Origin of the sequence: Paraburkholderia sp. BR14320 (assembly GCF_040948665.1) — a bacterium.
Taxonomy (GTDB): Bacteria; Pseudomonadota; Gammaproteobacteria; order Burkholderiales; family Burkholderiaceae; genus Paraburkholderia; species Paraburkholderia youngii.
Genome location: NZ_JBFPKG010000029.1, coordinates 1 through 21,397 on the forward strand (window position 1 = coordinate 1; position 21,397 = coordinate 21,397).

19 protein-coding genes are annotated in these 21,397 nt (G+C 65.8%); 12 read left to right on the forward strand and 7 right to left on the reverse strand.

The genetic code is table 11. From position 1 onward, the window contains the following. A partial coding sequence (locus AB3X89_RS24270; protein WP_368585539.1) for a PRC-barrel domain containing protein occupies positions 1 to 1,009 on the reverse strand: 1,009 nt, incomplete at its 3' end. Between the two features lie 541 nt (positions 1,010 to 1,550). Here AB3X89_RS24270 and AB3X89_RS24275 point away from each other — a divergent pair. Beyond that, positions 1,551 to 2,948, forward strand: a complete 1,398-nt coding sequence (locus AB3X89_RS24275) for an NCS2 family permease (protein ID WP_368585540.1) — start codon at positions 1,551 to 1,553, stop codon at positions 2,946 to 2,948. Positions 2,949 to 3,127: 179 nt separating this feature from the next. Continuing rightward, complete coding sequence (locus AB3X89_RS24280; RefSeq protein WP_368585541.1) at positions 3,128 to 3,874, forward strand: DUF899 domain-containing protein; 747 nt, start codon at positions 3,128 to 3,130, stop codon at positions 3,872 to 3,874. 91 nt (positions 3,875 to 3,965) lie between these two features. On the opposite strand, the gene AB3X89_RS24285 is transcribed toward AB3X89_RS24280, so the two are convergent. Both AB3X89_RS24285 and AB3X89_RS24290 read right to left on the reverse strand, forming a co-directional pair. Continuing rightward, complete coding sequence (locus AB3X89_RS24285; protein WP_368585542.1) at positions 3,966 to 4,148, reverse strand: hypothetical protein; 183 nt, start codon at positions 4,146 to 4,148, stop codon at positions 3,966 to 3,968. A 132-nt stretch (positions 4,149 to 4,280) separates the two neighbouring features. Further along, positions 4,281 to 5,195, reverse strand: a complete 915-nt coding sequence (locus AB3X89_RS24290; RefSeq protein WP_368585543.1) for an NAD-dependent epimerase/dehydratase family protein — start codon at positions 5,193 to 5,195, stop codon at positions 4,281 to 4,283. A 104-nt stretch (positions 5,196 to 5,299) separates the two neighbouring features. Between AB3X89_RS24290 and AB3X89_RS24295 the strand changes: the two genes are divergently transcribed. From AB3X89_RS24295 to hutG, 8 genes are all read left to right on the forward strand, one after another. Continuing rightward, positions 5,300 to 6,223 carry a LysR substrate-binding domain-containing protein gene (locus tag AB3X89_RS24295; protein WP_368585544.1) on the forward strand — a complete coding sequence of 308 codons (924 nt, stop codon included), beginning with the start codon at positions 5,300 to 5,302 and terminating at the stop codon, positions 6,221 to 6,223. 270 nt (positions 6,224 to 6,493) lie between these two features. Beyond that, positions 6,494 to 8,014 carry a histidine ammonia-lyase gene (hutH, locus tag AB3X89_RS24300; protein WP_368585545.1) on the forward strand — a complete coding sequence of 507 codons (1,521 nt, stop codon included), beginning with the start codon at positions 6,494 to 6,496 and terminating at the stop codon, positions 8,012 to 8,014. Positions 8,015 to 8,039: 25 nt separating this feature from the next. Beyond that, positions 8,040 to 8,735 (forward strand): histidine utilization repressor, encoded by a 696-nt coding sequence (hutC, locus tag AB3X89_RS24305; RefSeq protein WP_368585546.1) that lies wholly within the window; start codon positions 8,040 to 8,042, stop codon positions 8,733 to 8,735. An 81-nt stretch (positions 8,736 to 8,816) separates the two neighbouring features. After that, entirely contained in the window at positions 8,817 to 10,505 is a 1,689-nt protein-coding gene (gene hutU / locus AB3X89_RS24310) for a urocanate hydratase (RefSeq protein ID WP_368585547.1), read from the forward strand. A 2-nt stretch (positions 10,506 to 10,507) separates the two neighbouring features. After that, entirely contained in the window at positions 10,508 to 11,164 is a 657-nt protein-coding gene (locus AB3X89_RS24315; RefSeq protein ID WP_368585548.1) for a HutD family protein, read from the forward strand. 84 nt (positions 11,165 to 11,248) lie between these two features. Next, a complete protein-coding gene (gene hutI / locus AB3X89_RS24320) occupies positions 11,249 to 12,487 on the forward strand; it encodes an imidazolonepropionase (RefSeq protein ID WP_368585549.1) in 1,239 nt (412 codons plus the stop codon). A gap of 10 nt (positions 12,488 to 12,497) precedes the next feature. Beyond that, a complete protein-coding gene (locus AB3X89_RS24325; protein ID WP_368585550.1) occupies positions 12,498 to 13,883 on the forward strand; it encodes a formimidoylglutamate deiminase in 1,386 nt (461 codons plus the stop codon). A gap of 50 nt (positions 13,884 to 13,933) precedes the next feature. Continuing rightward, positions 13,934 to 14,746, forward strand: a complete 813-nt coding sequence (hutG, locus tag AB3X89_RS24330) for an N-formylglutamate deformylase (RefSeq protein ID WP_368585551.1) — start codon at positions 13,934 to 13,936, stop codon at positions 14,744 to 14,746. A gap of 245 nt (positions 14,747 to 14,991) precedes the next feature. Here the strand turns inward: hutG and AB3X89_RS24335 are convergent, their stop codons facing one another. Continuing rightward, a complete protein-coding gene (locus AB3X89_RS24335; protein WP_013089067.1) occupies positions 14,992 to 15,126 on the reverse strand; it encodes a hypothetical protein in 135 nt (44 codons plus the stop codon). 342 nt (positions 15,127 to 15,468) lie between these two features. Between AB3X89_RS24335 and AB3X89_RS24340 the strand changes: the two genes are divergently transcribed. Both AB3X89_RS24340 and AB3X89_RS24345 read left to right on the forward strand, forming a co-directional pair. After that, positions 15,469 to 16,131 carry a hypothetical protein gene (locus AB3X89_RS24340; protein WP_026228072.1) on the forward strand — a complete coding sequence of 221 codons (663 nt, stop codon included), beginning with the start codon at positions 15,469 to 15,471 and terminating at the stop codon, positions 16,129 to 16,131. 177 nt (positions 16,132 to 16,308) lie between these two features. Further along, the gene (locus AB3X89_RS24345; RefSeq protein WP_368585610.1) at positions 16,309 to 18,258 is read left to right on the forward strand and encodes a DUF3857 domain-containing transglutaminase family protein; all 1,950 of its coding nucleotides are present in this window, start codon (positions 16,309 to 16,311) and stop codon (positions 18,256 to 18,258) included. 57 nt (positions 18,259 to 18,315) lie between these two features. On the opposite strand, the gene AB3X89_RS24350 is transcribed toward AB3X89_RS24345, so the two are convergent. The 3 genes from AB3X89_RS24350 to pdxY form a co-directional block, all read right to left on the reverse strand. Continuing rightward, complete coding sequence (locus tag AB3X89_RS24350; RefSeq protein ID WP_368585552.1) at positions 18,316 to 19,467, reverse strand: branched-chain amino acid ABC transporter substrate-binding protein; 1,152 nt, start codon at positions 19,465 to 19,467, stop codon at positions 18,316 to 18,318. Positions 19,468 to 19,897: 430 nt separating this feature from the next. Then, on the reverse strand, positions 19,898 to 20,359 hold the full coding sequence (locus AB3X89_RS24355) for a hypothetical protein (protein ID WP_368585553.1): 462 nt from the start codon (positions 20,357 to 20,359) through the stop codon (positions 19,898 to 19,900). Positions 20,360 to 20,517: 158 nt separating this feature from the next. Beyond that, the gene (gene pdxY / locus AB3X89_RS24360; protein ID WP_176108975.1) at positions 20,518 to 21,384 is read right to left on the reverse strand and encodes a pyridoxal kinase PdxY; all 867 of its coding nucleotides are present in this window, start codon (positions 21,382 to 21,384) and stop codon (positions 20,518 to 20,520) included. Between the last annotated feature and the right edge of the window lie 13 nt (positions 21,385 to 21,397).

A 21,397-nucleotide genomic window follows, 5' to 3' on the forward strand; every position in this document is an offset into this window, starting at 1 on the left:
CTTCGCGCCGTGACCTGAGTGCGGACCGTCCTCGCACCGCCCGTGCGTTGGAAACCGCGACGGCCGACGCCGCCGTCGGCGCCGAGCTCGCCGGCGCGGCGCTCGCGGCAGGCTGCGCCGGCGGACCGGGGGGCGGCGCGGGCGACACCGCGCGGATCGGCTTGTCGGCCACATAGGGCGGCGTCGCGTTGATCTGCGCGTCGCTCAGATCGAGCTGCGGATGCAGCTCCTTGTCGCGCGTGACGAAGCGCAGCGCCGACCAGTTCGCGGCGATCGTGCGCCGGTCGGTGCTGACGATGCCGCTCACGTCGAGCACGACCGCCTGCGGCTGTGCGTTGCCGTCGATCAGCACGTCGACCACGCGGCCCACCTTCGCGCCGTTCGCGCGCTCGACGGTCGCATCGAGCAGCGCCAGCTCCAGCGCGTTCGTCTTGTTCGCGGCGGCCGGCACCGCCGTCGCCGTCAGCGTGATCGGCGCGCCCTTCGCGGTCGGCGTGAAGTGGAACGTGCCCCACGGGAAGTTCACCTTGCGATCGCCGACGCCGAGAAAGCCCTGCAGATTGACGACCATCTCGCGCGGCTTGCCGGCCGCGTCGGTGGTCATGTCGACCGCGCGGCCGACCACCTTGCCGTCGGGCTTCTGCACCTGGCTGTCGAGCAGCGTGCGCGCGTCGCTGCGCTCGATCGTGCGCAGCACGATCAGCGGCGGCGGTGGCGGGGGCGGCGGCGGCGGAGCCGGCGCGACGACGGGCGGCGGCGGCTCGACCTTGTGCGGCTTGACGACCGGCTTCTTCGGCTTCTTCGGCTCCTCGGGCCCTTCGTTCGTCTCGGTCTCGACCGGCTCGGGCGCGGAAGCGGCGACCGGCGCGCTGGCCGGCTCGACCGGCATCACCCGCGCGTCGACGATCGGCGCCTGCTGCGTACCCCACAGCAGGCTGCTGCAACCGGACAGCGCGGCGAGCGCGAACAGCGCGGCCACGGTGCATAGCCAGCGGAAAAGTCGAAGCATCTCTAGCGAATCAGGCGAATCGAGCGGGCGAAGCGATCCAAACGGTCCAATCGGGACAATCGGCAGGCGCCCGGCGGGGCGCGGAAAACCGCCAGTCATCAGGAAAAACTCCACGGGCAGGTGCGGACGGGCGCGATGAGCCGCCGCGGTTGGAATGGGGTACGGCCCAGAGTTTAACCTGCGCTGCCGCGCGGGCAGGCTTTCGCGGACTGGCTTGCAGGCGTTTCGCCGATGCTCTGCCGATATTGCGCTGCACGGCGCGTGCCTGCAACGCGATCACCGAAGTGGGTCCGGCGCCGTTTCGCGGCCGCTCGAATGCCGTAGGTGTAAACGCGCGCAGTGCTAGCGCGAGCGACCGTCAAGCAAAAGTTATAAGTCGCGCGACATGCCCGGCATGCCATACATGCGATTGGACGCATAGTTCTCTTCACCTACATTTCGACTCAGAAAAGCGTTACCCACACCAACAAATCCACGAGACGAACCTGATGACGGCCGCGCTGGCGGCCGTTTCAGCGCGCTGATAAAGGAGGCACTCATCATGATGGAACCCCAGGCCCTCGCGAATTCCGACGTCGCGAGCGAATCGTTCGACACCGGATCATTGCGCGGCAAGGGCTTGCTCGACCGCTACTTCGACATTTCCGCGCGCGGCAGCACGCAGCGCCAGGAGATCGTCGCGGGCATCACGACCTTCCTCGCGATGGTTTATTCGGTATTCGTCGTGCCGGGCATGTTCGGCAAGGCGGGCTTCGACACCAGCGCGGTGTTCGTCGCCGTGTGTCTGACCACGGCGTTCGGCTCGCTGCTGATGGGCGTGTGGGCGCGTCTGCCGATCGCGATCGGCTGCGCGATCTCGCTGACCGCGTTCACCGCATTCGGCCTCGTGCTCGGCAAGGGCCTGCATCCGAACGTCGCGCTCGGCGCGGTGTTCCTGATGGGCGTCGTGTTCACGACGATTTCGGTGACCGGCGTGCGCTCGTGGATTCTGCGCAATCTGCCGACCGGCATCGCGCACGGCACCGGCATCGGCATCGGCCTGTTCCTGCTGCTGATCGCCGCGAACGACGTCGGTCTCGTCGTCAAGAATCCGGGCGCGGGGCTGCCGGTGTCGCTCGGCAATATCACGGCGTTGCCGGCGCTGATGTCGGTCGCCGGACTCGCCGCGATCTTCGGGCTGGTGCGGCGGCGCGTGCCGGGCTCGATCCTGATCGTGATCGTCGCGATCTCGGCGATCGGGCTCGCGATCGATCCGGCCGTCGCGTTCCACGGCGTCTTCGCGGTGCCGTCGTTGAGCGCGCCGGGTCATGCGTCGCTGATCGGCGCGATGGACGTGAAAGGCGCGCTGTCGATGGCGGTGCTGCCGAGCGTGCTCGCACTCGTGATGACCGCCGTGTTCGACGCGACCGGCACGATCCGCGCGGTCGCCGGTCAGGCGGGACAACTCGACGAGAACGGCCGCATCATCAACGGCGGCCGCGCGCTGACCGCCGATTCGCTGAGCTCGATCTTCTCGGGCCTGCTCGGCGGCGCGCCGGCGGCCGCGTATATCGAATCGACGGTCGGGGTCGCGGCGGGCGCGAAGACCGGGATGGCGGCGGCGGTCGTCGGTCTGCTGTTCCTGGTCGTGATGTTCTTCTCGCCGCTCGCCGCGCTGGTGCCTTCGTACGCGACCGCGCCCGCGCTGATGTACGTCGGGCTGCTGATGCTGTCGAACGTCAGCAAGCTGCATATGGACGACATGGTCGACGCGATGGCGGGGCTCGTGTGCGCGGTGTTCATCGTGCTGACCGCGAACATCGTGACCGGCATCATGCTCGGCTTCGCGACGCTCGTGATCGGACGCGTCGTCAGCGGCGAGTATCGCAAGCTCAATGTCGGCACCGTGGCGATCGCGGTGGTGCTGGTCGGGTTCTATCTCGGCGGCTGGGCGATCTGAGTTTCGTTGCAGGTAGTCGTGGTTCTCCACCTTGACGCGGTGCGTCGCGGTTCGGTCCGCGGCGTGCCGCGTATCTTTTTGTCCGGTCCTGGGTGCCCACCTGTCCTTGACTTCCGCGCCGGCGCTTCTAAACCATAACCTTATGGTCAAGTCCTGCATGCGCAGGAAAGGAGACGCAGATGGAACCGCAACATCGCATCGGCAGCCGGGAAGAGTGGCTGGCCGCGAGCCGCGCGCTTCTCGCCGACGAAAAAGCGCATATGCGCGCCGGCGACGAACTCGCGCGCAAGCGCCGCGAATTGCCATGGGTCAAGGTCGACAAGGTTTATACGTTCGATACGCCTGACGGCCGCAAGACGCTCGCCGAACTGTTCGACGGCCGCAGCCAGCTGATCGTTTATCACTTCATGCTGGGCCCGGACTGGGAGGAGGGCTGCGTCGGCTGCTCGTTCCTGTCGGACCATATGACCGGCATTCTCACGCATCTGGTCCATCACGACGTCAGCTATGTGACGGTATCGCACGCGCCGCTCGAGAAGATCGACGCGTTCAAGCGGCGCATGGGATGGACGTTTCCGTGGGTGTCGTCGAGCGGCAGCGATTTCAATTTCGACTACCACGTGTCGTTCACGCCCGAGCAGCTGGCGAGCAAAAAGGCGTTCTACAACTTCACCGAGCAGGACGTCGGCATCGACGAACAGCATGGCCACAGCGTGTTCTACAAGGACGAAAACGGTGACGTGTACCACACGTACTCGTGCTACGCGCGCGGCGACGAGCGCTTCGTGAACACCTACGCGCTGCTGGACATCGCGCCGAAAGGCCGCAACGAGCAGAGCAATCTGACCGACTGGGTCAGGCATCACGACCGCTACGACGATCACGCGCGCGCGGCGTGCCCGGCCTGCGGATCGTACACGGTGTGAAGCGGTGAAGCGGGTCGACGCGGAGGGTGAGGGGCGCGCGCCGCGCTAAGCAGGCGCGCTGCCTCGCGCTGTATCAGCGTTGCAAAGCTCGTTACAGCGCCATGTCGAAGGCGGGTTTGAGGAATATTTCCATCGCCATCACGATGAGGCTCATCGCCGCGGCGGCCAGCGTCAGAACGCCGTATTCGTCGTAGCGCGTGTCGTACAGACACGCGACGACGAACAGAATCGCCATCAGGTTGGTCAGCCAGTCGAAGTTCAGCGCGAAGCTCATCGGTCGAATCGGAGCGGGGATGCGACGGTGCAATCGCACCGTCAGGTGCCCGCGATTCTAGCGAAATGAGCTTACGGATTCGCAACGGCCGCGCTTACACAGTTTACGGTGCGTGAAGCGCGCAAAGCCCCGTCAGACGGCGCTTTGCGGCACCATCATGTCGCGTTCGATCCATTCGATCACCGACGTGCGCCGCGGCTGCCAGCCAAGCAGCTTGCGCGCGCGTTCGCCGCGCACTCGGCTATTCGAGCCGAGACCATACGAGGCCATTTCGTAGCCCCATTCCTGTTTCGCGTCTTCGAGCGGCCAGTTTTGCGGCGCGCCGAGCTTCATCGCGCGCGCGATCGCGGCGCTCATGTCGCTGAACGACGCTTCGCCGCTTTCGACGAAATAGAACGTGCCGGCAGGGGTTTTATCGAGCGCGAGACGATACAGCTCGGCGACGTCGTCGATATGCACGTTCGACCAGATGTTGCCGCCGCTGCCCACATGACGCACTACGCCGCTCTTTTGCGCCTGGCGCACGAGCCGCGGCAACTGCACGCTCGCGCTGCCGGCCACCGCGCCGTGACCGTAGATCAGCGTATTGCACAGCACGGCCGAGCGCACGTTGCGTTGCGCGGCGTCGAGCACCAGCTGATCGATCGCGACGCGCGCGGCTTTGTCGGCGGTCGGGGTGGGCAGCGCGTCCTCGTGATAGATGCGCGCTTCACCGGCTTCGCCGCCCGACGCATCGCCGACGATGCTCGAACCGCTCGTGTGCAGGAACACCTGGCCCGAACCCGCGAGTCCGTCGATCAGCGCGCGCACCGCGCCTTCGTGATCGCTGCTCGCGGCGTTGATCACCGCGTCGGCCGCTTGCGCTTCGGCGATCAGCAACGCGCGGTCGTCGAGCGTGCCGATGACCGGCTCGATGCCGAGCCGTTGCAACTCGGCGCTGTGTTCGGGCTTGCGGATCAGACCGCGCACCTGATGGCCGGCGCGCGCCAGATGCGCCGCGATCGAGCCGCCGATAAAACCGCTTGCGCCAGTAACGAAAATCTTCAAGACGTTCTCCTGAGGGAAATGCTGGGACAGGTGCGCAGTATCGCTCGCGCGGATTCTCGCAAAAAGCGTGTTAGTCTCAAATCAACCTTGATTTGAAGTCAATAATGAAAACCTCCACGGACGAATTGCTCGTATTCGTCACCGTGATCGACAGCGGTTCGATCACGGCGGCGGCCGAGAAGCTGGGTCAGACCGTCTCAGGCGTGAGCCGCGCGCTAACGCGCCTCGAACAGAAGCTCGACACCGCGCTGGTGCGGCGTACGACGCGGCGTCTGCATCTGACCGAGGAAGGCGACGCGTTCCTGCGTCGCGCCCGCGCGATTCTCGACGCGCTCGAAGAGGCCGAGGAGTCGGTCGCGCGCGGCCGCGAACGGCCGTCGGGGCGCTTGCGCGTCGATGCGGCGTCGCCGTTCATGCTGCATTGCGTGGCGCCGCATATGACCGCGTTTTCGGCGCTGTATCCGGAGATCCGGCTCGAACTGACCAGCAACGAGCGGATCGTCGATCTGCTCGAACAGAAGGTCGACATCGCGATTCGGATCGGCGCGCTGCAGGATTCGACGCTGCATGCGCGCGCGCTCGGCGAGAGCAGGCTGCGCGTGCTCGCGAGCCCGGCGTATCTGGCCGAGCATGGCGAGCCGACCACGCTCGATGCATTGCGCGCGCATCGGCTGATCGGCTTTACGGCGCCGGAGCATCTGAATCGCTGGCCGTTGAGGGAAGGGGGCCGCGGAACGAAGCGCGTCAAGGGACCGCGGGACGAAGCCGCGCTGCTGAAGATCGAACCGTCGATCACCGCATCGAGCGGCGAAACCTTGCGGCAACTGGCGCTGAGCGGCTGGGGCATCGCCTGTCTGGCCGACTTCATGACTGCCGCCGACGTGCGCGACAACCGCCTCGTACCGATTCTCGGTAACCTGCTCGTCGACGAACGGCAGCCGGTGCATGCGGTGTACTACCAGAGCGCATCGCTCGCGGGGCGTGTGCAGTGCTTCCTCGATTTCATCGCGGCGCGGGTCAAGCTCTGATCCGCGTCGCGGCGCCTTCTCTCCTATAACTCAGATATCGGCCGACCCGTACCGCGAAGGTGTATATACAACTGTGGGTCGGCCGCAGAGCCCACGCCGATCCATGCGTCTCGCATCGCCGCTTGCGACCCGCGGCCAAACTTGCCGATTCCGCGCCGAACCACGCCGCAAATAATGGAAATCCCCAGGCAGGAAATCTCGAAAAAGAAGTTGTATATACAAGACTCGCCGGCTAGACTTATTTGAACTTGTATAGACAGGACGACAACCATGATTCTGAAGCCCGGCTACCTGACCCTCCCGCAACTGCGCCAGATCGCACGCGAGCAGGTCACCCTGCAACTCGATCCCGCGAGCCACGCCGCCATCGACGCGTGCGCGCAGGCAGTCGCCGACATCACCGCCAAGGGCGAGCCGGCTTATGGCATCAACACCGGCTTTGGCCGCCTTGCCAGCACGCACATCCCGCGCGATCAGCTCGAACTGCTGCAGCGCAATCTGGTGCTGTCGCACGCGGTCGGCGTCGGCGAGCCGATGTCGCGCCCGGTCGTGCGTTTGCTGATCGCGCTTAAGCTGTCGAGCCTCGGCCGCGGCCACTCGGGCATCCGCCGCGAAGTGATGGAAGCGCTGATCGCGCTGTTCAACGCCGACGTGCTGCCGGTGATCCCGGTCAAGGGTTCGGTTGGCGCTTCGGGCGACCTCGCGCCGCTCGCGCATATGTCGGCGATCCTGCTCGGCGTCGGCGAAGTGTTCGCGAAGGGCGAGCGCATGCCGGCCACCGAAGGTCTCGCGCTCGTCGGCCTGAAGCCGATGACGCTGCAGGCGAAGGAAGGTCTCGCGCTGCTGAACGGCACGCAGGCGTCGACCGCGCTTGCGCTCTACAACATGTTCGCGATCGAAGACCTGTTCCGCACGGCGCTCGTCGCCGGCGCGCTGTCGGTCGATGCGGCGATGGGCTCGGTCAAGCCGTTCGATGCGCGCATCCACGAACTGCGCGGCCATCAAGGCCAGATCGACGCGGCCGCGGCTTATCGCTCGCTGCTGCAAGGCTCGGCGATCAACGTGTCGCACGCCGATTGCGACAAGGTGCAGGACCCGTACAGCCTGCGCTGCCAGCCGCAGGTGATGGGCGCGTGTCTCGACCAGATGCGTCAGGCCGCCGAAACGCTGCTGACAGAAGCGAACGCGGTTTCCGACAATCCGCTGATTTTCCCGGACACCGGCGAAGTGCTGTCGGGCGGCAACTTCCACGCCGAGCCGGTCGCGTTCGCGGCGGACAACCTTGCGCTCGCCGCGTCGGAAATCGGCGCGCTCGCCGAGCGCCGCATCGCGCTCCTGATCGACGCGACGCTGTCGGGCCTGCCGCCGTTCCTCGTCAAGGATGGCGGCGTGAACTCGGGCTTCATGATCGCGCACGTGACGGCTGCCGCGCTCGCGTCGGAGAACAAGACGCTCGCGCATCCGGCCTCGGTGGATTCGCTGCCCACTTCGGCGAACCAGGAAGACCACGTGTCGATGGCGACGTTCGCCGCGCGCAAGCTCGGCGATATCGCCGACAACACCGCGAACATCCTGTCGATCGAACTGCTCGCCGCCGCTCAGGGCGTCGATCTGCGCGCACCGCACAAGACCAGCCCGAGCTTGCAGAAGGTGATGGACCTCGTGCGCAAGGACGTCGCGCACTACGAGCTCGACCACTACTTCGCACCGGATATCGCGGCGGTCACGAAGCTCGTGCAGGCCGGCGCGGTCGCGAAGCTGAGCCCGTTCTCGTTCGTGTCGGAACAATGAGTCGACGAGAGCGCGGATCGAAACAATGAACGCACCCGCTTATCAGGGCATCAAGGACTTCATCCTCGCGCGCATCCATGCGGGCGAATGGGCCGAAGGCGATCAGGTGCCCTCCGAAAACGAGCTTGCGCGCGAGTTCAGCGTTGCGCGCATGACGGTCAACCGCGCGTTGCGCGAGCTGACCTCGGAGCAGGTGCTGACACGCGTACAAGGCTCGGGCACGTTCGTCGCCCGGCCCAAGTACGAGTCGACCCTGGTGGCGATCCGCAGCATCTCCGATGAAATCGTCGCGCGCGGTCACCGCTATCAGGCGAAGGTGCTGAACATCGGCGCCAGCATCGCCGACGCGGCGCTCGCCGAAGAGATCCAGGTGAGCGCGGGCAGCCCCGTGTTTCATTCGCGTCTGCTGCATTTCGAAAACGACGAGCCGGTGCAGCTCGAAGAACGCTGGGTCAATCCGGCCGTCGCGCCCGAATACGGGCTGCAGGACTTCACGAACACCACGCCGAACCAGTACCTCATGCGCGTCGCGCCGCTGCAGCGCGTCGAGTACCGCATCGAGGCGCTCGCCGCCGACGACATCACGCGCGAGCTGTTGAACATGAGCGAACGCGAGCCGTGTCTGGTGCTGCACCGGCGCACGTGGTCGCAAGGCGCGGTCGCTTCGATCGCGAACCTGTGGCACCCGGGCACCCGTTACCGCTTCACTGGGCATTTCTGAATTCGCTTTTTCGCGCTTTTTCGCGCTTTTTCGTCTTCGCCGAATCTTTATCGAACATCGTCACGCATTCCGAGGGACACCATGAACAATCCGAAACACATCGATCCGCGTCTTGATCCGACTCGCACGATCCGCGCACCGCGCGGCGCGGAAAAGACCTGCAAGACCTGGATCGCGGAAGCCGCGTACCGGATGATCCAGAACAATCTGGACCCCGAAGTCGCCGAGCATCCGCACGCGCTCGTCGTGTACGGCGGCATCGGCCGTGCCGCGCGCAACTGGGATTGCTTCGACCAGATCCTCGCGTCGCTGAAGGATTTGAACGAAGACGAAACGCTGCTGATTCAATCGGGCAAGCCGGTCGGCGTGTTTCGCACGCATGCGGACGCGCCGCGCGTGCTGCTCGCGAATTCGAACCTCGTGCCGCATTGGGCGACCTGGGAACACTTCCATGAACTCGATCGCAAGGGCCTGATGATGTACGGCCAGATGACCGCGGGCAGCTGGATCTACATCGGCAGCCAGGGCATCGTGCAGGGCACCTACGAGACCTTCTTCGCGGTCGCGAACGAGCACTTCAACGGGGAGCCTGCGGGCCGCTGGATTCTGACCGGCGGCCTCGGCGGCATGGGCGGCGCGCAGCCGCTCGCGGCGACGATGGCGGGCTTCTCGATGATCGCGGTCGAATGCGACGAGACGCGCATCGACTTCCGTCTGAAGACGCGCTACGTCGACAGGAAAGCGAAGACGCTCGATGAAGCGCTCGCGATGATCGACGAAGCGAAGAAGGCCGGCAAGCCGATCTCGGTCGGGCTGCTCGGCAACGCCGCGGATGTGTTCGCCGAGTGCGTCGCGCGCGGCATCACGCCGGACTGCGTGACCGACCAGACCAGCGCGCACGATCCGATCCATGGCTACCTGCCGCAGGGCTGGACGGTGGAAGACTGGCGCGAGCGTCAGAAGACCGCGCCGGACAGCATCGTCACGCCGGCCAAGCAGTCGATGGCGAGGCAGGTGCAGGCAATGCTGACTCTGCAGGAACGCGGCGCGGCCACGCTCGACTACGGCAACAACATCCGTCAGATGGCGCTCGAAATGGGCGTCGAAGACGCGTTCGATTTCCCCGGCTTCGTGCCGGCGTATATCCGCCCGCTGTTCTGCGAAGGCAAGGGCCCGTTCCGCTGGGTCGCGCTGTCGGGAGACCCCGAGGACATCTACAAGACCGATGCGAAGGTCAAGGAACTGATCCCCGACGATCCGCATCTGCACAACTGGCTCGACATGGCGCGCGAACGCATCGCGTTCCAGGGCTTGCCGGCGCGGATTTGCTGGGTCGGCGTGAAGGATCGTTATCGTCTCGGCCAGGCGTTCAACGAAATGGTCAAGAACGGCGAGCTGAAGGCGCCGATCGTGATCGGCCGCGATCATCTCGACACCGGTTCGGTCGCGAGCCCGAACCGCGAAACGGAATCGATGAAGGACGGCTCGGACGCGGTCAGCGACTGGCCGCTGCTGAACGCGCTGCTCAATACTGCGGGCGGTGCATCGTGGGTGTCGCTGCATCACGGTGGCGGCGTCGGCATGGGCTTCTCGCAGCACTCGGGCGTCGTGATCGTCGCGGACGGCACCGAAGCCGCGCACCAGCGCCTCGGTCGTGTGCTGCTGAACGATCCGGCCACCGGCGTGATGCGTCACGCGGATGCGGGCTATGAACTCGCGCAGCAAACGGCGCGCGAGGCTGGCCTCAATCTGCCGATGCTGGGCCGCTGATCGTGATCCAGGCCCACCACGCGGGCGACATCGCAAACGTCACGCTGATTCGCGGCGCCGAGCTCGTGGCGGCGCCGTGGAAAAACGGCGGCGGCGTCACGCGCGAGGTCGCGGCGTTTCCGTCGCCACGCGGCGGGCAGGGCGCGGCGAGCGCCGACTTCGTGTGGCGCGTGAGCGTCGCCGAGGTCGCGCAGGCTGGGCCGTTCTCGCGCTTCGACGGGGTCGACCGGACGCTCGTGTTGCTATCGGGCGCGGGCATGCTGCTCGATGAGCTGGGCGATGCGGGCGTCGTCAACACGCATGTGTTGCGACAGCCGCTCGATCTGGCGCGCTTTAGCGGCGAGACGCGCATCGACGCGCAGCTCGTCGATGGCGCGACGCGCGACTTCAACCTGATGGTGCGCCGTGACGTGGCGCAGGGCGAGTTGGACGTGTGGCGTGTCGGCGCAAAGCAGAATGAGCGGCGCGTGCTCGATGGCGACGTGGCGCTGCTGTTTTGCGCGGGCGGCGCGGTCACGGTCGCGTTGACGGCGGACCACGCGCAAGCGGTCCGGCTCGACACCGGCGATACGTTGCGCGTCGACGGGCCGAGCGCGCTCGCTTGCACGCTAACGGGCGACGGCGCGGTGCTCGCCATCACGATCCGCTACACGCGATGACGATTCATACGTGATGAGGCATTGCATGCGCTCCATGACGGCCAACCTATCCACAGACACGCAACGAGCGGCAAAGAGCACGCGATGAAGCAAACCGTCTGGCATCACCTGAATTTGTGCCCGCAGGGCGATCCTTGCCACACGCTCGCCGATGCCGCGATCGCCGTCGAAGACGGCCGCATCGCGTGGCTCGGCGCTCTCGCCGAGTTACCCGCGCAATACGCCGGATGGCCGCGCGAAGATCTGCGCGGCGCGTGGGTGACGCCGGGCCTGATCGATTGTCATACGCACCTCGTGTATGGCGGCCAGCGCGCCGACGAATTCGCGCAGCGGCTCGCGGGCGTCAGCTACGAGGAAATCGCGCGACAGGGCGGCGGGATCGTGTCGACGGTGCGTGCGACGCGCGCCGCGGACGAAGCTTCGCTGTTCACGCAAGCGGCGGCGCGGCTCGAACCGCTGCTCGCCGAGGGCGTGACGGCGATCGAAATCAAATCGGGCTACGGTCTCGATCTCGCGAGCGAGCGCAAGATGCTGCGCGTCGCGAGACAACTCGGCGAGCGCTATCCGGTCACGGTCTATACGACGTTTCTCGGCGCGCACGCGCTGCCGCCCGAATTCGCGGGCCGCGCCGACGCGTATATCGACGAAGTCTGTAACACGATGCTGCCCGCGCTAGCGGACGAAGGCCTCGTCGATGCGGTCGACGTGTTTTGCGAGCGCATCGGTTTTTCGCTGGAGCAAAGCGAGCGTGTGTTCAACGCCGCTGCGCGCTACCAGCTGCCGGTCAAGATGCACGCCGAGCAGTTGTCGAACGCCGGCGGCGCCGCGCTCGCGGCGCGGCATCGCGCGCTGTCGGCGGATCACCTGGAGTTTCTCGACGAAGCCGGCGTCGCCGCGATGAAGGAAGCGGGCACCGTCGCGGTGCTGCTGCCGGGCGCGTACTACTTCATCCGCGAGACGCAGTTGCCGCCGCTCGAACTGCTGCGGCGCTACGAGGTGCCGATCGCGATTTCGACCGACAGCAACCCGGGCACGTCGCCGGCGACTTCGTTGCTGCTGATGATGAACATGGCGAGCACGTTGTTTCGCATGACCGTGCCCGAGGCGCTGCAAGGCGTCACGACGCATGCGGCGCGCGCGCTCGGCAAAGCCGGGGAGCACGGTGCGCTGCAGGTGGGTCGCGCGGCCGACTTCGCGGTGTGGTCGGTCGATTCGCTGGCCGAGCTCGCTTACTGGATTGGCCGGCCGTTGTGCGCGCGCGTCGTGCGCGCGGGCGAAACCGTTTACGCGGCGCGGGTCGAGTGTGACCTGAACCCGAACTAGAACCTGAGAGATGACGCAATCCAATCAATCGCTGTTCGCCGCCGACGCGTATCTGCCCGAGGGCTGGCGCCGCAACGTGCTGCTCGAATGGGACGCGCGCGGCACGCTGAGCGCCGTCACGCCGGATCAACCCGGAGCGCCGGCCGGTGTGCCGAAAGCGGCCGGCCCGCTGATGCCAGGCATGCCCAACCTTCACTCGCACGCGTTTCAGCGCGCGATGGCTGGGCTCACCGAATATCGCGCCAACGCGACCGATAACTTCTGGTCGTGGCGCGACCTGATGTATCGCTTCGCCGCGCGCATCACGCCGGAAGGCCTCGCGAGCGTCGCGCAGTGGCTTTACATCGAAATGCTGAAGGCGGGCTATACGTCGGTGTGCGAGTTCCACTACGTGCATCACGCGCAGGACGGCCAGCGCTACGCGAATCAGGCCGAGCTGGCGCAGCGCGTGGTCGATGCGGCAGCGGCGAGCGGTATCGGCATGACGATGCTGCCGGTGCTGTATCAGTACAGCGGCTTCGGCGCGCAGGCGCCGCGCGACGATCAGCGGCGCTTCATCAATACGCCGGAGAGCCTGCTCGATCTGCTCGGCACGCTGCGCGCCGCGCGCCCCGAACATGCGGCACTGTGTTACGGAGTGGCGCCGCATTCGCTGCGCGCGGTATCGGAAGCATCGTTGCGCGCGCTGCTTGGCGGCATCGACGCGAGCGCGCCCGTGCATATCCATATCGCCGAACAGACTGCCGAGGTCGACGCGTGCATCGAAACCGAAGGCGCGCGGCCGGTGCAATGGCTGCTCGATCGTTTCGACGTGGACAGCCGCTGGTGTCTCGTGCACGCGACCCATGTCGATGCGAACGAAACGCTCGCGCTCGCGAAGAGCGGCGCGGTCGCCGGTTTGTGTCTGACCACCGAGGCCAATCTCGGCGACGGCATTTTCCCGGCGTACGACTATCTCGATGCGCACGGCCGCATCGGCGTCGGCTCGGATAGCCATATCGGCGTCGACTGGCGCGCCGAATTGCGTCTGCTCGAATACGGCCAGCGTCTGACGCGTCGGCAGCGCAACGTGCTGGCGTCGGCGCAGGCTCCGCATGTCGCGGACCGCCTGTATGCGGCTGCGCTCGACGGCGGCGCGCGCGCAACCGGCCGCGCGGTCGGTGCGTTGCAGCCCGGCCATCGCGCGGACTGGCTCGTGCTCGACGCCGATCATTCAAGCATCGCCGAGCACGAGGGAGAAGCGTGGCTGTCGGGCGTTGTATTCTGCGAGCACGGCGATACGCCGATCCGCGACGTCTATGCGGGCGGCATCAAGGTTGTCGACGATCGCCGGCATCGCGACGAAGAGGGCGCATATGCGCGCTATCGCGCGGCGCTCGCGGAACTGCTCAAATAATGGCGACGAGCGCCGAACCGATTCTCCGATCCCACTGATTCCGGACTGACATGACTGCTTCGAACCTCACGCCGGTTTTCTCCCTGCATCAGGGAAGCCTGCCGCTGCTGATCTCGATCCCGCATCTGGGCACGCAAATCCCCGCCGACATTGCCGCGACGATGACGCCTGTCGCGCAACGCACCGACGATTGCGACTGGCATCTCGATCGCCTCTACGCATTCACGAAGGTTCTCGGCGCGTCGTTCCTCACGCCGACCTACGCGCGCTACGTGATCGACCTGAACCGTCCGCCCGACGGCGCGAATCTGTACCCGGGGCAGGACACCACGGGTCTCTTGCCGGTCGATACGTTCGACAAGGAGCCGCTCTATCGCGACGGCCATCTGCCCGACGACGCCGAAGTCGCGCGCCGTCGCGACGCGTACTGGAAGCCGTATCACGACGCGCTCACCGGCGAGATCGCGGCGCTGAAGGCGAAGCACGGCAAGGTGCTGCTGTGGGAAGCGCATTCGATCCGCTCGCGCGTGCCGCGTTTTTTCGACGGACGTCTGCCGGACTTCAACTTCGGCACGTCGAACGGTGCGAGCGCGGCGCCGGGACTAGCTGACGAACTGGCCGCGCTCGTCGAGCGCCACGGCGGCTATACGGCGGTCGCGAACGGCCGCTTCAAGGGAGGCTATATCACGCGCCAATATGGCCAGCCCGAAGAGGGTGTGCATGCGGTGCAACTCGAACTGTCGCAGATCACGTACATGGAAGAGCGCTTGCCTTATGCCTACGATGAAGCCCTCGCCGCGAAGGTCGCGCCGCTGCTCGAAGCGCTGGTGACGACGGCGCTCGCTCGCGTGAAAGCAGCCTGACGCAGAGGTGTCCTGACGGGTGCCTCGCAGGCCCCGTCGGCGTGCATCGCTTAGCGGATCGCGAAGGTGTAACAGCTTGTGTCCGTGATTGCACATCGGCGCGATCATATGGAATGGTTTGGGCGTCGAGCGCGCACAGCGTATCGTGCGCCGGCTGTTTCACGACGCGGCGCGCCATGAAAAAAAGCCCCGCGAAAGCGGGGCTTTTTATGTGCACCGCGTCCTTGGACACGGTTTCACCGCCATTAGTGGCAGCGCTTTTCCCAGTGATGATGAACCTTCACCTTATGGCACTCGTGGTGATGTTCATAAGCTTGAGCGGGGGCGATCGCGCTCAGGGTAGCGACGGCTGCGGCGATGGCGAGAACGATTTTCTTCATTACAAAACCCTTAAGTCAATGTTGTGGAGCGACCAATGCAGCACGACGCGTGCCGCATCGGCGCGTAAGCATGCCACATCGAAGGGACGCGGATAGGAACGGTGCGCAATTGCGTGTGTCAATGCAACACGCGATGTGTTGTAAGCCCTGTTTTAGCGTGCTTTGCGCTGAATTGGCCGGTGCCTGCCGTGTCATACGTGTACCTTCGGTATCGGGGCCTCACCGCAAGCAAGGCGGCGCAGCGGCATTGCACGCGACACCGCCAGACGACTACCCTTTCAAAACGATGACATGCGCGACGCGGTCATCGATTCATCAGGCGAAAAGATGGAAGACCCAGCGATGGAAGATTCCGACGAATTGCTGCTGCCAGTCTGGCGCGCGAACCTGGTGTTGCTGACCAGCGAGGTTGGCGCCGCGAGCCGGCTCGCGCGCATGATGACGTTTTCCGCGAGCTATCTGAAGCTGATGCTGTCCGGCCAGCGCGAATTCAGCGAGGAATTCGTGCGCGGCGTCGAGGCGGTCACCGGCTTGCCGGGCGGCTGGATGAACGTGCCGCACAGCGGTCACGAGATTCCGCCGAATGCGCGCGAGGCGATCGACAACGAGCAGCCGCTCGCGCGCTTTCGCGGCACCGCGCATCCGGTGCGCAAGAAGACCGTGCTGCGGCCCGAGCCGATCTTTGGGCAGCCGGGGCCCGCGCGTCGCGTCGAGGAAGAAACGCTCGATGTCGAAGCGCACCGCCGTCATGTGCATTTTCGCAAGGTACGCGATGTCGCGACGCAGGAAGTGCGGCGCTTCGAGCGGCATCTGCTGCATGCGCCGGTCGAACTCGCGTCGATGCGTGCGAAGGTCGAGGACGTCATGGCCGCGGCCGAGCTCGACGACCGCATTCAGGCCGACCTGGAGGGGCGGCTCGAACAGATCGACAAGCACCGGCACATGCTGCTGCGGCACGTGGAAAAGCTGCAGGCGCTGCTGAGCCAGCTCGACGACGGCGAGTGATCGCGATTCACGCCGGCCCGGCCCGAAGCGCGCGGGCCGGCGATGTGCTACAACGACGACACGAATCTTGCCGAGGTGGATCTTGGAGAACATCGTCGTTACGTTGGCGCACGTATCGATCGTGGAGATCGGGCTTGCGTGCCACGAGCGGCGCGCGTGGAGCGGGGTGCGTCGTTCATGACGCGCGCGCGCAGGGTCGCCGCATGCATCGGCGCGCTCACGCGAAGCGTGCGCGCCGCCGCGTTGCTTGCGGCGCTAACGGCCGCGAGCGGCATCGCGTTGCCCCTCTGCGCGATCGCCGCCGAAATCGCCACCTCCGCCAACGAACGCGCTCCTGCGACGATCGAGCGCGACGTGCATTTGTTCGTGATCCAGAAAGACGGCTCCATCGAGGAACACGACGACACCGTGATGCGCGCCGACACGGCCAGCGGCGTCGACGCGATCGCGCAACGCTATGTGTGGTTCAACAAGGACATCGAGCAGGTGCAACTGCTGGCCGCCGAGACGATCGACCCTGACGGCACCGCCCATGCGGTCGGTCCCGAAGCGATCCGCGACGTGCAGGAGCCGCGCTCGTCCGGCGCGCCGAGCTTCGAGGACGGGGTATTGCGCACGGTGATCTTCCCCGGCGTCACGACCGGCTCGCGCGTGCATCTGGCGTTTCGCAAGACCCGCGCGAAGCCGCTGCAGGTGGGCACCTTCGGTTATCTGGTCGAGCCGTCGCTCGAGCCCGTCGACGAGCAGCGTCTGATCTTCGATCTGCCCGCCGACGTGCCGCTCTATACGGATGCACGCGGCTACGTCGCGGTACCGCCCGTCACCGCGAACGGGCGCACCCGCTACGAGTTCGACTATCGGCACGGCCCGTATCCGCGCGTCGAAGCGGGCGCGGTCGGCTACGCGAATTGGGGCGACCGGCTGATGGTGTCGACGGTGCCGGACTTCGCGAGCTTCGCCGAGCGCTATCGCGGTCCCGCCGACAACGACGCGACCCGCGACGATCCGGCGATCGTCAGTCTCGCTCGGCAACTGACGGCCGGCCTCAGCGATCCGCGCGACAAAGCCCGCGTCTTATACGACTGGATGCGTCTGAACATCCGCTACGTCGCGCTTTTTCTCGGCGAGACGGCGGCGATTCCGCACAAGGCGGCCGATATCCTGCGCAACCGCTACGGCGACTGCAAGGACCACGTCGCGCTATACGGTGCGTTGCTCGCGGCGGTCGGCATTCGCAGCGAACCGGTGCTGCTGAATCTCGGCCCGTACTACACGCTGCCCGAGGCGCCCGGCTACGGCGCGAGCGCGATCAATCACGCGATCATCTGGATTCCCGAGCTGGCGCAATTCGCGGACACGACGGCGGGCGGCACCGCGTTCGGCTATTTGCCTGGCGGCGTGATGGACCGGCCGGTGCTGCTCGTCGGCGATGGCGTGCTCGCGCGCACGCCGGCCACTCAGCGGCACGAACGCAACGCGCGCGTGCAGATCGACATCGATGAAAACGGCACCGCGCGTTACGCGTACCGCGTCGAAGACCGGGGCTATCCCGCGGAGATCGAACGCAACACGTTCCGACGCGCGACGCGCCAGGGCGCGCAGCAGATTGCCGCGAGCCGTCTGCTGAAAACGGGCTTGCATGGCACCGCGCAGTTGCAGACCGACGACGTCGACGTGACCGGCGGACCGTTCGCGACCTCGATGCAGGGCAGCGTGCCGCATCTGATCTGGCCGGACGGCACGACCGCGGTGCCGGCGCTGACGAGCCTCGCCGGCGGCATGAACTCGCAGATCGAGACGTGGCTAGCGGAGCCCGTCAGAACGCAGCCGTGGGCATGCATCGGCGGGGAGTTCGATGAGACGCTGGAAATGAGTTTGCCGCGCTTCGTGCGCGTGACGGACCTGCCGACCGACAGCACGGTCGAGGACCCGCTGCTCTCATTTGCGTCGCGCTACGTGTTCGATCCGGCGACGCGCACCTTGCAGGTCACCCGGCATCTGCGCGCCGCGTTCGGCCACCAGATGTGTACGGCTAACGAGTTCGCGGCGATTCGCGACGACCTCGTGCGCATCGAGCGCGATCTGGATGCCGAGGTGGTCGTCCGGGCGGCGAGCGCGAGGCAGTAGCGCGCCCGCGCCGGCCGTAAGCCGGGCAGGGCCGCTACGATTCACTGGACGGCGAGCTTAGGTGCCGCTCTTCGTCACCACCGGCACCCACGCGCCGTTCTTCACCTGATACAGCGTCGACGCGCCGCTCTTCAACGCGCCGGTGTTGTCGAACGAGATCTTGCCGGTCACGCCGTCGTAGTCGATCGACTTGAGCACCGGGCGGTACACGTTCGGCGAGTCGGATTTGGCCTGCTGCATCGCCTTGATCGCGACCCATGCGCCGTCGTAGCCGAACGGCGCATACGACAGCACATCCGCGCCGAAGCGCTTCTTGAACTTCGCGTTGAAGTCCTTGCCACCCGGCAGTTGCGCGAGCGGGCGGCCGTATTCCCAGGCCATCGCCCCGTCGGACGCGTCGCCCGCGAGCTTGATGAAGTCTTCGTCCATCACGCCGCCGCCGCCGACCAGTTGCGCGTTCAGGCCGAGCTGCTTCATGCGCCGCGCGAAACCCGCCGCCTGGCTGTCGAGGCCGGCAAAGAACACGAGGTCCGCATTGGCACCCTTGAACTTGGTGATCTGCGTGCTGAAGTCGACCGCGTGGTTGTCGGTGTAGTCGCGCGCGACGATCGTGCCGCCGTGCGCCTTCACGGCCTTCTCGAACTCGTCGGCTTCGCCCTGGCCGAACGCGGTGCGATCGTCGATGATCGCGATGCGCTTGGCCTTCGTTACCTCGACCGCATAAATGCCTGCGTTGCCGGCGTTCTGCGCATCGGTCGAAATCACCATGAAGGTATTCGCGAAGCCGCGGCCCGTGATGATCGGATTCGTCGCGGCGGGATCGAGCACTGGAATGCCGGCCTGCTCGTAGACCTGCGAGGCCGGGATCGTCGTGCCCGAGTTGAAGTGGCCGACCACCACCGCGACGCCCGAATCGACCAGCTTCTGCGCGGCCTGCACGCCGACGCGGGGGTCGGCCTGGTCGTCCTGCGAGACGATCTCGAAGTGCGCGACCTTCTCGCCGATCTTGATCTTCTGCGCGTTGGCTTCGTCGATCGCGAGCCGCACACCGTTTTCCAGATCCTTGCCGTAACCGGCATTGGCGCCCGTCAGCGGCGCGGCAAAACCGATCTTGACCGGCAGGTCGTCGGCAAAACTGGCGACAGGCGCGACGGCAAACATCGCACCCACGAGCATGGCCAGCGGTTTCAGCGTGTTGCGAAGACTCATGGTCTCTCCTTGCATCGACGGTTGTTATGAAAGCGGTACGACAGCAATGCGGTACGACACGTGAGGCCGAGGGGAGCCCTCGCGCATCGCAAGGCTACGAAGGATCGGTCGCCGCTCACAATGCTGGAATACGCGCAGTGACGTTGCGCTTCACAGCGTGTTCGCGGGGTCAATCTGGGGCGAATATAGAAAGCCAAATTGCCGTCGTCTTGGCAATTCGTGGCGTTTTGGATGAGCATTTCGGCATAGCCGGCGGGATGTCCGTCACGTCCACAGGGAGCGTGCGTGAGGCATCCAGGCTGGCTTGCCGCGAGAATTTCCGCTGGGGCTGCGGATTACGGCATACGCTTAAGAAACCGGCGCGAGCGCGCCGGCCGGTGTTGCAGTGTTGCGGAGTTAGCGTTGCGGCGGGGAGATTCGAGCCTCTTGCCTAGCGCTCGCCTTGCTGACGCAGCAGTTCCTCACGCAGACGCAGAAGCGGCGCCTTCGTGTCTTCGTCGGCCCACGTGTCCAGATCGTCGATCGCGCGCTGGCAGCCGTCGAGCACCACGTCGAGATCGACCGGCACGCCGTTGTTCAGCGCGAATTCGATCGTCTCGGCGAATTGCTGGCACTCGTCCTCGCCGTAAGAGATGTCGAGATTGTCGGCGATGATTTCGGCGATGTTGCTGCGTGCCTTGTCGTCGGCCGTCACCATCTCGACGATGCCGCGCGCGACGGCAGGCGAGTAGTAGAGCGCGATATCGAGCCATTGCGCGGGATCGAAGTCGGGCTGGTCGAACTGGTTCTCGAAGAACTCGATCGCTTCCTGTTCGTGCGCTTCGTCCGCGTCGACGCTGATGCACAACTGCTCAAAAAATTCTTCCCGCTCGCTGCGGATATGACCGTCCATCGAATGCCTCGTCTGCTGAATGCCGGATGCTGAAAAATCCCGTGGAATGCGGGCGCAAGCCCCGTTCCACGCGGCACGCATTATAGGACGGCCGCTCGCGTGACGTTGGCGGCGAGCGCCCGCAACGGGGGACTCGCCTCAGTGACCCGAGCTCGACCTTAAGCCGTCTCCGCAACCCACGCATCGAACCACTCGCGCGGCTGGGCGATTTCATTTTGCATCGCCACCAGTTCGAGTTCGTAGCGTCCGGCCTGCCAGGTCGCCTTGACTACCGCGTTGACGGCGGCGAGCGTGTGCTCGAAGGCCGAGCGGATCGAATCGCCGAGCAGCGTGCGCGCGACGAAGACCGCGCTCGTCAGATCGCCGACGCCGACCGGCTGGCGCGCGAACGGATAGAGCGGGCGCTGTCCCATCCACGCTTCACGCTCTGTGACGACGAGCATGTTGAAGCGGTCGGCGGGACTGTTGCGATCGAGCAGATGCTTGACGAGCACGAGCTTCGGCCCGCGCGCGAGCACCTCGCGGCACGCGGTGACGGCTTCCTCGAGCGTCTCGATCTCGCGGCCGACGAGGCGCTGCAATTCGATGTGATTCGGCGCGATCCCGTCGGCGACCTGCGGCATTTCGTTGACGAGGAATTCCTGGATGCCGGGATCGACCTTGTAGCCGCCCATCGCACCCATCACCGGATCGCAAAAGTACCAGGCGCGGGGATTGGCCGCCTTCACGGCCTTGACGATGTCGATCACCGCCTGCGCCTGTTCCGTCGTGCCGAGATAGCCGGAGAGCACCGCGTCGCAGCGCGGCAGCATGCCGATCGCGCCGATGCTGTCGACGAGATCTTCCATCTTCGAAGCGTCGATCGCGCTGCCGCTCCAGTGTCCGTATTGCGTGTGATTCGACAACTGGACGGTGTTGAGCGGCCACACGTTGACGCCGAGCCGGCACATCGGAAACACGGCCGCGCTGTTGCCGGCGTGACCGAACACGACATGGGACTGAATGCTCAGAACGTTTTTCGTCATGGTAAGGCTCGCG